The 13650-nt window shown below is 65.0% G+C and carries 13 protein-coding genes; 10 read left to right on the forward strand and 3 right to left on the reverse strand.

Annotated elements, in window-relative coordinates:
* Positions 1-107: 107 nt before the first annotated feature.
* The 4 genes from ACODS4_RS08435 to hemN all read left to right on the forward strand — a co-directional run bounded on the left by ACODS4_RS08435 (position 108) and on the right by hemN (position 3987).
* The gene (locus tag ACODS4_RS08435) at positions 108-332 is read left to right on the forward strand and encodes a hypothetical protein (protein WP_488862597.1); all 225 of its coding nucleotides are present in this window, start codon (positions 108-110) and stop codon (positions 330-332) included.
* 423 nt (positions 333-755) lie between these two features.
* The gene (gene nhaA, locus ACODS4_RS08440) at positions 756-1940 is read left to right on the forward strand and encodes a Na+/H+ antiporter NhaA (protein WP_488862599.1); all 1185 of its coding nucleotides are present in this window, start codon (positions 756-758) and stop codon (positions 1938-1940) included.
* A 130-nt stretch (positions 1941-2070) separates the two neighbouring features.
* Complete coding sequence (locus ACODS4_RS08445) at positions 2071-2502, forward strand: DUF4112 domain-containing protein (protein WP_488862600.1); 432 nt, start codon at positions 2071-2073, stop codon at positions 2500-2502.
* Positions 2503-2571: 69 nt separating this feature from the next.
* Entirely contained in the window at positions 2572-3987 is a 1416-nt protein-coding gene (gene hemN, locus ACODS4_RS08450; RefSeq protein ID WP_488862602.1) for an oxygen-independent coproporphyrinogen III oxidase, read from the forward strand.
* Positions 3988-4094: 107 nt separating this feature from the next.
* On the opposite strand, the gene ACODS4_RS08455 is transcribed toward hemN, so the two are convergent.
* Complete coding sequence (locus tag ACODS4_RS08455) at positions 4095-5222, reverse strand: EF-hand domain-containing protein (protein ID WP_488862604.1); 1128 nt, start codon at positions 5220-5222, stop codon at positions 4095-4097.
* A gap of 254 nt (positions 5223-5476) precedes the next feature.
* On the opposite strand from ACODS4_RS08455, the gene ACODS4_RS08460 reads away from it, so the two are divergent.
* The 4 genes from ACODS4_RS08460 (at position 5477) to ACODS4_RS08475 (ending at position 8820) form a co-directional block, all read left to right on the forward strand.
* A complete protein-coding gene (locus tag ACODS4_RS08460) occupies positions 5477-6094 on the forward strand; it encodes a glutathione S-transferase family protein (protein ID WP_488862606.1) in 618 nt (205 codons plus the stop codon).
* An 80-nt stretch (positions 6095-6174) separates the two neighbouring features.
* Positions 6175-7362: a M20 aminoacylase family protein gene (locus ACODS4_RS08465; protein WP_488862608.1), complete on the forward strand. Its 1188-nt coding sequence runs from the start codon at positions 6175-6177 to the stop codon at positions 7360-7362.
* Positions 7363-7367: 5 nt separating this feature from the next.
* Positions 7368-7829, forward strand: a complete 462-nt coding sequence (locus ACODS4_RS08470; protein ID WP_488862609.1) for a protease complex subunit PrcB family protein — start codon at positions 7368-7370, stop codon at positions 7827-7829.
* Positions 7830-8040: 211 nt separating this feature from the next.
* Positions 8041-8820 carry an enoyl-CoA hydratase/isomerase family protein gene (locus ACODS4_RS08475; RefSeq protein WP_488862611.1) on the forward strand — a complete coding sequence of 260 codons (780 nt, stop codon included), beginning with the start codon at positions 8041-8043 and terminating at the stop codon, positions 8818-8820.
* A gap of 65 nt (positions 8821-8885) precedes the next feature.
* Here ACODS4_RS08475 and ACODS4_RS08480 read toward each other — a convergent pair whose 3' ends face one another.
* Entirely contained in the window at positions 8886-9845 is a 960-nt protein-coding gene (locus ACODS4_RS08480) for a hypothetical protein (RefSeq protein ID WP_488862613.1), read from the reverse strand.
* 345 nt (positions 9846-10190) lie between these two features.
* Between ACODS4_RS08480 and ACODS4_RS08485 the strand changes: the two genes are divergently transcribed.
* Positions 10191-11627, forward strand: coding sequence for a DHA2 family efflux MFS transporter permease subunit (locus ACODS4_RS08485; protein WP_488862615.1), 1437 nt, complete (start codon positions 10191-10193; stop codon positions 11625-11627).
* A gap of 245 nt (positions 11628-11872) precedes the next feature.
* Complete coding sequence (locus ACODS4_RS08490) at positions 11873-12763, forward strand: LysR family transcriptional regulator (protein ID WP_488862664.1); 891 nt, start codon at positions 11873-11875, stop codon at positions 12761-12763.
* A gap of 417 nt (positions 12764-13180) precedes the next feature.
* On the opposite strand, the gene ACODS4_RS08495 is transcribed toward ACODS4_RS08490, so the two are convergent.
* Positions 13181-13498: a 3'-5' exonuclease gene (locus ACODS4_RS08495; protein WP_488862617.1), complete on the reverse strand. Its 318-nt coding sequence runs from the start codon at positions 13496-13498 to the stop codon at positions 13181-13183.
* Positions 13499-13650: the final 152 nt, after the last annotated feature.

The raw sequence follows: 13650 nt of genomic DNA on the forward strand, positions 1-13650 counted from the left end.
CAGCAACCATCAGGTCTCGGGATGCGTCAGCACATGGGGATGCCGAGGCGCCCATTGAAGAGGGGTATGCCGGATTTTCCGGCGCCGGACCAAAGAGCATGGTCTCAGTGACGGAATCATTTCAGATCGACCGTTTCATCCTGCCCCGCAGCGCCGCCGCGTTTCAGGCGACCCGCCGCCCCGCGTTCGCGCGCTCCCACTCCCACACAGCCGACGGCTGGCTGGCGTTGGCCGCGCCCGGCGGGTTGACCGTTTGGGCGGACGGCGGGGCGACCGCCAACCAGGCGCGACGCCGCGCCGCCATCTGCACACGGCAATCGCGCGAGCAATAGCTTGGCGTCGGCCCGCGCAAAGACAGGCGAGAAAACGGACGCCCACAACAGGCGCAATAGAGATCATTCATGATGGTCCTCCCAGGCATGAGGCGGCGGTCGCCCCAACCATCCCGGATGCTCCACCACAGCCAATCGGCGAAACGCCAAGGGCCATGGCGGCGGTCTTCTTCGGCTGTTGCGGTATATTCTGATTTTCTTTTAAAGCCGACGCGACCCGACAAACCGCATAGACGCAGCCGCACAATGAACGGCTCTGGTCGGCTTGATCGTTGAAATCATTTCAAAAGCAACCAACATGAGCGATCCGCGCGTCAATTCGACGCTGCCCCCTGTTCCACCGTCAAAGCGCCGGTTCCGCTTTCAACCGACGGCGATCCACCTTACACCCAATCAGCCCCTTCCCAACCAGAGGCACGAAAAATGAGCCTGTCGCGCATTGGCGCCTTCCTGAAAACCGAGAGCGCCAGCGGCGTGGTTCTGATGATCGCGGCGGCTCTCGCCCTGATCCTGGCGAACTCGTCCGCCGCGCCCCTGTACGAGGCGGCGCTCGCCATGCCCGTCACCGTGACGGCGGGCGGGGTGGGCTTGGACAAGCCGCTGATCCTGTGGATCAACGACGGCTTGATGGCGATCTTCTTCCTGCTGGTCGGGCTGGAGATCAAGCGCGAGGTCTTGCAGGGCGAGCTGTCGAGCCGGGCCAAGGCGATGCTGCCCGGCATCGCCGCCCTGGGCGGCATGGCGGCCCCGGCCCTGGTCTATTGCGCCTTCGCCCAGAACGAGCCGGGGGCGTTGCAGGGCTGGGCCATTCCGGCGGCGACCGACATCGCCTTCGCCGTCGGCGTTCTGGCGCTGCTGGGGGCGCGGGTTCCCGCCAGCCTGCGCGTCTTCCTGCTGGCGCTGGCGATCATGGACGATCTGGGCGCCATCGTGATTATCGCCGTGTTCTACAGCCATGGCTTTGTCCCGGTCGCGCTGGGTCTGGCGGGGCTGGCCGGGCTGGGCCTGTATCTGCTGAACCGGGCCGGGGTGCGGTCGCTGACGCCTTACATGCTGCTGGGATTCATCCTGTGGATCTGCGTGCTGAAATCGGGCGTTCACGCCACGCTGGCCGGGGTGGCTCTGGCCTTCGCCATTCCCTTGCGCGATCCCGTCCGCAGCGCGCCGCGCGCGCTGGGCGAGGCCCCGCTGCTGCGGTTGGAGCACGCGCTGCACCCCTGGGTCGCCTTCGCCATCATGCCGGTTTTCGCCCTGGCCAACGCCGGGGTGCCGCTGGCGGGGATCACCCCGGCGAGCCTGCTGGCCCCGGTGCCGCTGGGCATCGCGCTGGGCCTGTTCATCGGCAAGCAGGTCGGCGTTTATCTCGCCGTCTGGTTGGCGGTGCGGTCTGGTCTCGCCCGTTTGCCCGCCGGGGCGTCCTGGGCGCAGGTCTATGGCGTGGCCGTGCTGACCGGCATCGGCTTCACCATGAGCCTGTTCATCGGCACGCTGGCCTTCCCCGACCCAGCCCACACGGTGGCGGTGCGGTTGGGCGTGTTGACCGGCTCCATCGCCTCGGCCCTGGTCGGCTATCTGCTGCTGCTGGGGGTCGGCGCCGCGCGCCGTTGACCGCGCCCCACGCCCCCGCCCCCGCCATTGCGCCTATGCGCCTATGCGCCTATGCGCTTGCGCGACATTGGCGCGTCGGCCCGCGCGCGCCATCTTGTTCAGGTTGCTCCGCCCCCGTTCGGTGTCGCCGATGAACATCACCCGCGCCCGCCGCCGCGCCGCCGCCGGTTTTCCCGCCGACCGGCCCCGCCCGCCGATGGCCGTCGATTTTCGGCGGCTGGAGCGGTTGCGTTGGCTGGCCCGCCTGATGGACACGCGTTGGCGGATTCCCGGCGTTCGCGTGCGGATCGGCCTGGATGGGTTGGCCAGTCTGGCCCCGGTGGTCGGCGACACGCTGACGGCCTTCGTCTCGCTGTGGATCGTCTATGAAGCGACCCGCTTCGACGCGCCGAAATCGCTGATCCTGCGGATGCTGCTGAATGTCGGGATCGACTGGCTGTTCGGGTCGGTCCCGGTGATCGGCACGATCTTTGACGTCGCGTTCAAGGCCAACCGGATGAACGTCAATCTGCTGCACGCGCATCTGGAGGAACGGCTGGGCGGACGCCCGCCGGATCCATAAAAATCCTCCCCGCCAAAGCTTGACGTGGATCAAGGAAAGAACCGTCCCGCCTGCGGCACTCTGTCGCCCATGAACGCACTCGCCCCCTCCCCCGCCGCCGCCCGCTCCCCGGCCCGTTCCTCCGCCGCGTCGGTGGACGCCGCCCTGCTCGCCAAATATGACGGGCTGCGGGTGCCGCGTTACACCAGCTACCCGACGGCGCCGCACTTCACGCCCGCCGTGAACGCCGACGTCTATGGCGGCTGGCTGGAGGCGATGGACCTCAGCCGCTCCGGCTCGCTCTATCTGCACATCCCTTTCTGCCACCAGATGTGCTGGTACTGCGGCTGCCACACCAAGATCGTCGCGCGTTACGCCCCGATCGCCGAGTATCTCGGCCATTTGCGCCGCGAGATCGCCATGGTGGCCGACCGCATCCCCGGTCGGCTGGCGGTGCGCCACATCCATTTCGGCGGCGGCACCCCGACCATGATGGCGCCGGAGGATGTCGGGCCGCTGTTCGACCTGATGCGGAGCCGCTTCGACGTCGCCGACGACGCCGAACTCGCCATCGAAATCGACCCGCGCACGTTGACGGCGGCGATGGCGGCGGCGCTGGGCCGCGCCGGGGTCAACCGCGCCTCGCTGGGCGTGCAGGATTTCGACCCGACGGTGCAGGAGGCGATCAACCGCGTGCAGCCGCGCGAAACCACTGAACAGGCGTTGGGCTGGCTGCGCGACGCGGGCATCGCTAACGTCAATCTGGATCTGATGTACGGCCTGCCGCACCAATCGGTGGAAAGCGTCGCCCGTTCCGCCGAAATCGCGCTGGAGATGGCGCCGGACCGCCTGTCGGTCTTCGGTTACGCCCATGTCCCGTGGATGAAGACGCACCAGAAGAAGATCGACGAATCGGTTCTCGCCGACACGCTGGGCCGCTGGGAGCAGTTCGCCGCCATCGCCGACACGCTGGACGCCGCCGGATACCGCGCCATCGGGCTGGACCATTTCGCCCGCCCCGGGAACGAACTGGCGATCCAGCAGGAGGAAGGGCGGCTGGGCCGCAATTTCCAGGGCTACACCACCGACGACGCGGAGGTTCTGTTGGGCTTCGGCGCGTCCTCCATCGGGGCGCTGCCGCAGGGCTATGTCCAGAACGCCGTGCCGTTCGATCAATACGCCACGGCGATTGACGAAGGCCGCCTGCCGACCGCCAAGGGCATCGCGCTGACCGACGACGACCGTCTGCGCCGCGATCTGATTATGCGGTTGATGTGCGACCTGTCGGTCGACGCCGGGGCCGTCGCCAAGGCCCATGGCCAGGAGGAAAGCCTGTTCGACGCCGAATTGGCCGACATGGCCGATCTGGTCGCCGACGGCGTTGCCGTGATCGAGGGCCGCCGCGTCCATGTGCCGGAGGCCGCGCGCCCGCTGATGCGGATCGTCGCCGCCCGCTTCGACGCCCATCTGGCCAGCGGCGCCGGACGGCACAGCCGGGCTGTGTAAGGACAAGGCGCCGGACGGTTGACGCCGCAAGGAACAGCAAGGGCGGATGGTGAAGCACCATCCGCCCTTTTCCGTTCGCCCTTCCAAAACCGACCAACCGAACCGCGTTACGCCGCGACTTCGTTCATGCTGTTCATCAGAAAGCGCAGGGTGTCGCTGCTCAGGCGGCTGGATTTCACGCCGCTCTGCTGGCTGGTCGATCCGGTCGCGCCCGCCAACCGCTCTTCCGCCGACACGTAACCATCCTGGTTGGTGTCCAGCGGGTCATAGCTGGTGGACGAGCTGGCCGAGGCGGTGGACGACGCGCTCGACGTGGACGACGTGCTGGAGGTGGAGGACGAGTCGCTCGACGCCGTGTCGCTCGACGATCCGGCGTCGTTGGCGGGCGGCGGCCCCATCGGCGGCGGCGGACGCTGGCTCTCGGCGGCCTTCAGGGCGCTGCTCAACTCATCCTGCGACACCGATCCGTCGCTGTCGCTGTCCAGGCTGCTGAACAGATCGGACGACAGCGCGCTGCTGTCGGTCGAGGAGGATTGTTCGGAGGAGGACAGGTAGGACGACACCGCCGAACTCAGCTCATCCTGGCTGACTCCGCCGCTGCTGTCGCTGTCCAGGCTGGAGTAAAAGCTCTGGAACGGATCGGACGAGGTGTCCGACGCCGAGGTCTGATCGTTCGCGGGCGGCGGGGGCGGCGGCGGGCGTTGGCTTTCCGCCGCCTTCATCGCGCTGCTCAACTCATCCTCCGACACCGATCCATCGCTGTCGCTGTCCAGGCTGCTGAACAGATCCGAGGCCGCCGTGCTGGAGGAGGAGGAGGACGATCCCGACGAGGACAGGGCCGAAGAGAGCGCCGAACTCAACTCGTCCTGGCTGACGCCGCCGCTGCTGTCGCTGTCCAGGCTGGAGTAAAAGCTTTGGAAACGCTGCTGGCCGCTGGCCTCTTGCGCCGCCAGCAGCGTGCTGCCGCTGCTGTAATCGAACTGGCTGGCGAAGGAACTGAACTCGGTCGAACTGAGCGAGCCATTGGAATCCGAATCCAGGCTGCTGACCAGATCATCGACCGCCGACGTCAGCTTGCCGCCGCTGGCGCTCGTGGTTTTGTCCGATTTGCTGAGCGCGCTGACCAACTCGTCCTTCGACAGGGACGAATCGCTGTTCGCGTCCGCCTTGGAGAAGAACTTCTGGAGCATCGACGTCGTGCCGCCGCTCCCGTAACTGCCGAGTGAGGAAATCATGGCCGGATGCCCCCCGGAAAATGGCCTGGCGTCCGGCGGCGTTGACCGAAAGGCGCCCTGATATCCAGACATACGGAGGGGACGGGGGGAGTCCTGCGCGCTCTCGCACAGGATTATTCGACATTTTATGAAAATATATCCTTACCGACGCGCGTCCATTCCCCAGCGGCGCCCTCTGGCGTTGCGCCGACAAATCGGCCAGAGTGACGCATGCAGCCGCGTCACCCTGTTCGCGGCGGGAGGAACCGGCTCCGATGATTACGCTCTACACCTTCCCCACGCCCAACGGGCGCAAGGCGTCCATTTTGTTGGAAGAACTCGGCGTGACCTACAAGGTCCACCGGGTCGATTTGCAGGCGGGGGAGAACAAGCGGCCCGATTTTCTGGCGATCAGCCCGATCACCAAAATCCCGGCGCTGGTCGAGGAACTTCCCGGCGGCAAGGTCCGGCGGATGTTCGGATCGGGCGCCATCATGCTGCATTTCGCCGAACGCACCGGACGCCTCATTCCCGACAATCTGGACGACAAGGCCGAAGCGATGAGCTGGTTCATGCTGGGCATCAGCGATCTGGGGCCGACGGCGGTGGACATGCTGCGCTTTTCCGTCCGCGCCCCGGAAAAGATCCCCTACGCCATCGACCTCTACAAGGGCGAGCTGATGCGCTGTTACGGCGCGTTGGACGAACGTCTGGGCGCGGTCGAGTATCTCGCCAACAGCTTTTCCATCGCCGACATCGCCTGTTTCCCCTTCATCGCGGCGGCGGCGGTCGCGGGCGGCAGCCTGCTGGACCGTTTCCCCAACCTGAAGCGCTGGCACGACCTTGTCGCCGCGCGTCCGGCGGTGCAACGCGGCATGCAGGTTCCCGACTGACCAGCGCCCCGACTGACCTGCGCCCGCCTGAAAACCGGGCCTTACCCACACAAGAATCCGAAAAAGAAGCGTTTCGAGACATGCCCATCATCGACAAGATCGCCGCGCTCCAGACCGACATGACCGCATGGCGGCGCGACATCCACGCCCACCCCGAATTGGGGTTCGAGGAAAACCGCACCTCCGACATCGTCGCCGCCAAGCTGGCGGAGTTCGGCAACATCACGGTGCATCGCGGTCTGGCCAAAACCGGCGTCGTCGGCACCCTGAAAGGGTTGGAAACCGGCAGCGGGCGCGCCATCGGCCTGCGCGCCGACATGGACGCCCTGCCGATGCCGGAGGCGAACGAGTTCGATTACGCCTCGCGCCATCCCGGCAAGATGCACGCCTGCGGCCATGACGGCCACACCACCATGCTGCTGGGGGCGGCCCGCTATCTGGCGGAAACCCGCAATTTCGACGGAACCATCCACTTCATCTTCCAACCCGCCGAGGAAGGCCAGGGCGGCGGCCGCAAGATGATCGAGGACGGGCTGTTCGAGCAATTCGACTGCGAGCAGGTCTATGGCCTGCACAATTGGCCGGAACTGGCGGCGGGCAAGATCGCCGTCCATCCCGGCCCGGTGATGGCCGCCGCCGACCAGTTTGAAATCATCGTCAGCGGCCACGGCGCGCACGCCGCCATGCCGCACCGGGGCGTCGACCCGGTTCTGGTCGCCGCCCACATCGTCACGGCGGCGCAAAGCCTCATCAGCCGGGGCACCGACCCCGCCGACAGCGCCGTTTTGTCGATCACCGTGGTGGACGCCGGAACCGCCTACAACGTCATCCCCGACAGCGCGGCGCTGCGCGGCACCATGCGGACCTTTTCCGAACAGACGCGCAGCCGCATCAAGACCCAGCTCGCCCATCTGGCCAGCGGCATCGCCGAGGGGTTCGGCGCGAAGGCGGTGGTGAACATCCGCCCCGGCGGCTACCCCGCCACCATCAACACCGAGCCGGAAGCCCGCCGCGCCGCCGAGATCGCCGCCCAGGTGGTGGGATCGGACAACGTCGTCTGGGCGCCGCCGCCGACCATGGCGGCGGAGGATTTCGGCTACATGCTTCAGCAGCGGCCCGGCGCCTACATCTGGCTTGGCCATGGCGGGCACAACGGGCCGGGCTGCCGCCTGCACAACCCGCATTATGATTTCAACGACGCGATTTTGACCACCGGGGCCAGCTATTGGGCTGCCCTGGTCGAAACGCTGCTGCCCCGGAGCGCCTGACCCGCATGATCCGCCGCCGCTCCTTCCCCCTTCTGTTGCTCGGCGCGCTGTCCTTGACCGCCTGTCAAACCAGTGGATCGGATCGCGGCGCGGATCTCGTCGTTCCCGCCGACGCCCCCGCCGGAACCTATTGGCGGGGCGACCGCAGCCTTGCCGCCGAACGCGCCCAGATCGTCGCCCGCACCGCCCAGGAGTGGAACGACCTGTGGGCGCGGGTGGGCGAGGCCGCGCCGGTCAGCCTGCCCGGCGACCGCATGGCGGCGGCGGTCTTCCTCGGCCCGCGCGACAGCGCCGGGTTCGGCGTCGTCATCGACGGCGCCCAGACGGTGGAGGGCGGCCTGCGCGTCGGCTACCACGAGCGGGTGCCCGGCCCAACCGAGGCGGTGGCGCTGACCCAGACCAGCCCCTACGCCATCCGCCTGCTGCCCCGCGCCGAGGGCAAGGTTTTGTTTCAGCGAAGGAAGTAGGGGGCAAGCCTTGCCCCCTCCCCAGCCCTCCCCCGCTTCGCGGGAGAGGGGGCCTTATGGAAAAGCGCCGTTCATCCCCTCTCCCGCCTTGGCGGGGGAGGGTTAGGGAGGGGGCAAGGTTTACCCAACCAAACCGCATCGACATCCCCCTTGACGCCGCCCCGTCCCGTGTGGTCAGCCGTCCATACGGGAACGCATGGAGGAACACCGCATGGTCGGCGCCGTCACCTTGAACCGCGAGGGCGTGGTCGCAACCCTCACCCTCACCAACCCCGACAAGCTGAACGCCGTCGACAAGCCGATGTGGCATGACCTGATCGGCCATTTGGCGGCGTTGGAGGCCGACGAGTCCGTCCGTGTCGTCGTGATGCGCGGGACGGGCGGGCGGTCCTTCAGTCCCGGCGCCGACATTTCCGAATTTGAAAGCGAACGCAACAGCCCGGAGCAGGGCGCCGCCTACGGCGTTTTGATGGACGAGGGGTTGGACGGGCTGCGCCGCTTGCGCCATCCCGTGATCGCCGCGATCAACGGGCCGTGCTGCGGCATCGGGCTGGCTCTGGCGTTGGCCTGCGATCTGCGGATTTGCACCGACAACAGCCGTTTCGGCGTGCCGGTCAGCCGGTTGGGCATTTCCATGGCCCTGCCGGAACTGAAGCTGGTCCACGACATCGCCGGTGGCCCCGCCGCGATGGAGATCCTGCTGGAAGGCCGCGTGTTCGACGCCGCCGAAGCCAAGGACAAGCGGCTGGTCCACCGCATCGTGTCCAACGACGATTTTGAAAGCGAAATCGTCGCGACCTGCGACCGAATCGCCGCTGGCGCGCCGCTGGCCGCCACGCTGCACAAACGCTTCGTCCACCGCCTGTCCAACCCGGCGCCGTTGACCGAGGCCGAGATCGCCGAATGTTACGAGTGTTTCGGCACGGAGGATTTCCGCGAGGGCTATCGCGCCTTCCTGGACAAACGCAAACCCGTCTTCAAAGGCCGCTGACCGCCGCCCTGTTTGGCCACCCCCCGTTTGACCCGGCGCAAGCCGGGCCAAACGGATTCCCTGGCTCAGGTCAACGCGGTGTAGTGCGGCTCGAACTCCGCGATTTTGATGTATCGTGAGCCGCTTTGTGTCCAAACAACCTGCAACAGCGCCGCATGCTGGCCGTCCGTCTGACGGGCGACCATTCTGGCGGACGGGGCTGCGGCGGCACTGGCGTCCTTGATAACGCCGCTGCCTTCGACCTGAGTGTTCATGACAACCTCGCCACGAGCATCCATGCCAATCTGGTGATAGTTCAGTTTCGCATCAGAAGCGCCAACCCAAAAAACATACCCAATGCCAACAGACTGAATGACGATGGCCGGCGCATAGTTGCTTGATATATCTTTGAATATTACCTTGTTATGGAGATCGAAATTGATCGTGTTCTTTGGCGCGAGCACGATGTTGAGGTGCTTGTTGTCGTCAAAATAGGCCATGATTGGACGACCGCCGATGGTGGCAAGGGCGGGGCCGGCGTTTGCCTTCTGGTCAAGCTGGGTCTGCGACCAAGTGGGCATGATTTTTTTCCAAGGCTGGATCTGGGTCAGACACACATGCTTGTGCTGGTTCCGCCATGCCAGGTTGATGACCAACTGCCCATTCTGGGTGGTCAGCGTCGCCGCGATGATCCCATCCAGACTGATGGCGGACGTCAACTCCGTGCTGCGGTCATCCAGAACCAACTTGCCATTGGCGTCTCTCTTCACCTCTGCGTAGAGAATTTGATAGCCATCATCAATTTTTGTTGTTCCGGTCCAGAACAGGTACCCACTGTCTCCAGTTGGAAACATAACCAAAGTGGGATCTTTGTATGTTTTAAATTTTGTCGGCGAGCTTTTAAAATCAAACGTATCCATCGGAGAAGATGATATGTTTATTGCATAGTCCATCCCAGTCCAAACCAGGATATTTTGATCTTTACCAAAAACAATAGAAGGCCTTTTTTCAGTCATTTCGGTCGTTGTGATGATTTCTTGCGGCATATTATGCTCCAGATGAAGATTGTTGCGGCATTTTCATTGGCGGTATCGCCAATCAAAAGTCGATTGATGCGTCATGTTTTACCAAAAAGACGAGATAATGCGCCTATAGTCAATGCATTAAATTGTGTTTTTTGTTGTCATAGTTGATATAAATTGTGTAATTTTGCGGTTAAATTCTTAAAATTGAACATGCTCGTTTTCCCTCAAGCACCCTCGCCGACCAGCGGCATCGCCCCCATTATCCACCGCGTGCGCGCATGTCTGGGTCATGGCATCGGCGATGGTCATTGCGGCGAATCGCCTCAGATTGGGAAACAACGCTCCGTTGCCGTCGGTCTCCCCGCCATGCCCCGCGCCGCCTCCCCCCGCGTCATTCCGCTGATCGTCGCCTGCGCCTTGTTCATGGAGAATTTGGACGCGACGGTGATCGCCACCGCGCTTCCCGACATCGCGCGGTCGCTGGGCGAGGATCCGTTGCATCTCAGTCTGGCCATGACCTCCTACATGCTGGCTTTGGCGGTATTCTTGCCGCTCAGCGGCTGGGCGGCGGACCGTTTCGGGGCGCGGACGGTGTTCGCCTCGGCCATCGCGGTGTTCATCGCCGGGTCGGTGCTGTGCGGCCTGTCCAACGGCTTGGCGGAACTGGTCGCCGCCCGCGTCCTCCAGGGGATCGGCGGGGCGATGATGGTGCCGGTCGGGCGGTTGATCCTGCTGCGCAGCGTGCCGAAAGACCAACTGGTCGCCGCCATGGCGCGGATGACGTTGCCCGCGCTGATCGGCCCGGCGCTGGGGCCGCTGGTGGGCGGGGTCATCAGCACCTACGCCTCCTGGCGCTGGATCTTCTTCATCAACATCCCCATCGGCCTGTTGGGGCTTGGCCTGGTCCTGAGCCTGATTCCCAACCATCGCGAGGAGCGCCGCGATCCCTTCGACGGCGTTGGTTTCGCCTTGAGCGGCGTCGCGCTCGCCACCTTCCTGTTTGGTTTTGAGAATGTCGGGCGCGACCTGCTGCCGCCGTTGGCGGTGGCCGCCCTGTTGGCGGCGGCGTTGACCGCCAGCCTGCTTTATCTGCGCCACGCCCGCCGGGTGGAGCGCCCGGTGCTCGACCCCTCCCTGCTGCGCCTGCCGACCTACGCGGCGTCGATCTTCGGCGGGACGCTGTTCCGCGTCGGCATCGGCGCGGTTCCGTTTCTGGTGCCGGTGATGCTGCAAATCGGCTTTGGCCTCAGCGCCTTTGAATCCGGCGCGCTGACCTTCGCCGGGGCGGCGGGGGCCTTGACGATGAAGGCGCTGGCCGGGCCGATCCTGCGCCGCGCCGGGTTCCGCCGCGTGCTGATGGTCAACGCCCTGGTCAGCGGCGTCATTCTGGCGGGCTATGGCGCCTTCCGCCCCGACACGCCGCACGCGCTGATTTTGGCGGCCTTGCTGGCGGGCGGCTTTTTCCGCTCCCTGCAATTCACCGGCATCAACAGCCTGACCTACGCCGAGGTTCCCAGCGACAAGACCAGCCGCGCCAACACGCTGGCCCTGGTGATGCAACAGGTCTCGCTCAGCCTGGGCGTCGCGGTGGGGGCCAGCGCCCTGCATCTGACCCTGCTGTGGAGCGGCGGACCGTTGAACGCGGCGGCCTTCGTTCCCGCCTTCGCCGTCGTCGGAACGCTGGCCTGCGTCTCCAGCCTGTTTTTCTGGCGCCTGCCCGCCGACGCCGGGGCGGAGATCAGCGGCCACCGAATCGGCAACGACAACGCCGCCAAACCCCGCCTGACCGACGCGGCGGACTGAGTCGGTCGGATTTCGCCCCCACATTTCTCATCGCGGCGACAGTTGGCCCAACGCTCGGCAATTCTGTAAAGGTTGCGGGTTCGGATGAGAATAACTCCGGCGATCATGATTAATTTTCGTGCGAATCCCGCGCGGTAGAGCGTGCGTTCCGGGCGCGTTCCCGCTATAAAGATGCATGGCGGCTATGCGCCGCCTTCAAAAAATGGGAGGCTCTCCGTCATCGCGCGCGAGAGCGGGACAGTATGATGGATTGGGACAAGCTTCGCGTCTTCCATGCGGTGGCCGAAGCCGGCAGCTTCACGCACGCCGGTGAGACCCTGAACCTCAGCCAGTCGGCCGTCAGCCGACAAATCAGCGCGCTTGAGGAAAGCCTGGGCGTTCCCCTGTTCCACCGGCACGCCCGTGGCCTCATCCTCACCGAACAGGGCGAGTTGCTGCACCGCACCGCCCGCGACGTCTTCGCCAAACTCTCGATGACCGAGGCGATGCTGACCGAAAGCCGGGAGCATCCCAAAGGGCCGTTGCGGGTGACGACGACGGTCGCCTTCGGATCGACCTGGCTGACGCCGCGCATCAACGAATTCATGTCGATCTACCCCGACATCCAACTGACGCTGCTGATCGACGACGACGAGCTGGATTTGGCCATGCGCGAGGCGGATATCGCCATCCGCATGAACACGCCGCGCCAGCCCGACCTGATCCAGCGTCATCTGATGTCGATCCGCTTCCACCTCTACGCCAGCCCGAGCTACCTGAAGAAACGCGGGACGCCGAAGCTGCCGAACGATCTGGACAGCCACGACATCATCGCCTACCCGCCGGACGTGCGGGCGCCGATCCCGAACGTCAACTGGATCATGGATGTGGGCGAGCCGTCGGCGGCCCGCCGCCCGATCCTTCAGGTCAACAGCGTCTACGCCATCTACCGCGCGGTCGAAAGCGGCCTGGGCGTCGCCGCCCTGCCCGACTTCCTGGTCGATGGCCAAGCCAAGGATCTGGTGCGCGTTCTGCCCGACGTGGATGGGCCGAAGGTGGACGCCTATTTCGTGTATGCCGAAGAATTGCGCCATTCCAAGCGCATCGCGGTCTTCCGCGACTTTCTGGTCAAAAAAGTGGCAGAGACGCCCTTCTGATCCTCCGCCTTTTCGCCCCCATGGCAACAGCATTGCCGAAATCAACCCAGCGCCGACGTCTTTCCAACGTCCGCCGGGTTGGTTTCGGCATTTTTGTTCGCAGATTCAGACCTCTGCAAGCCATGCGCGACGCGCATGGTAGTTTTCTGTATTTTTGCCTGGAAACTTGGCAGGGAAGTGGTCAAATTTCGATCATTGGATGTTGCGACGCAGCATTCGATGTTTCGTCCCGGGGGCATCCCCTCCGGGGTTGGGTCTCCCGACCCAGCGTCTCCCAGACGTGAAGCCTCCCTGTTCAACTCGCCGCTAATCCAATGGGTTAGCGGCGGTTTTTTTGCCCGCGTCCAACGCCATGGCACACGCCGTGGCACATCAGGGCCGAACGTGCCACGGCCCATATGCCGATGGGCACCCTACCTACCGGCCACCGTCACCCACCATGTCCATCAGAAACTCCGACGCCGGATCGACTCCGGTGACCAGCAGTTCGTCGCAGGCGCGCGTGCAGGCGACGCACAACAGGTGCCGTTCGGTGTCGTAGACATCCTCCAGATCGGCAGCGTCGGCAACGGCGGCGATGCGCTGCTGCGAGGGGATCACCTCGTCATCGCAGGCCATGACCACCACCGCGCAGAACTCCAACCCCTTCGCCTCATGCATGGTGCCCACCAGCACATCCGCCCCCGCCTCCGCCACGGCTGCACGGGCGCGCTTCAACTCAGCATCCGAGCGCACGAAGACTGCGATCTCATCCGCCGCGACACCATCCCCCAAACGTTCGGCGATCCACAGCGCGACGGCGTCTAAGTCATTTCCCCTGCGCCATGCACTCCTTTTGGTTTAATTCTTGCGGCCTTTCGCCGCCATGGAAGCGGATAGGACGTTTC

Source organism: Azospirillum sp. FG154 (assembly GCF_057809575.1).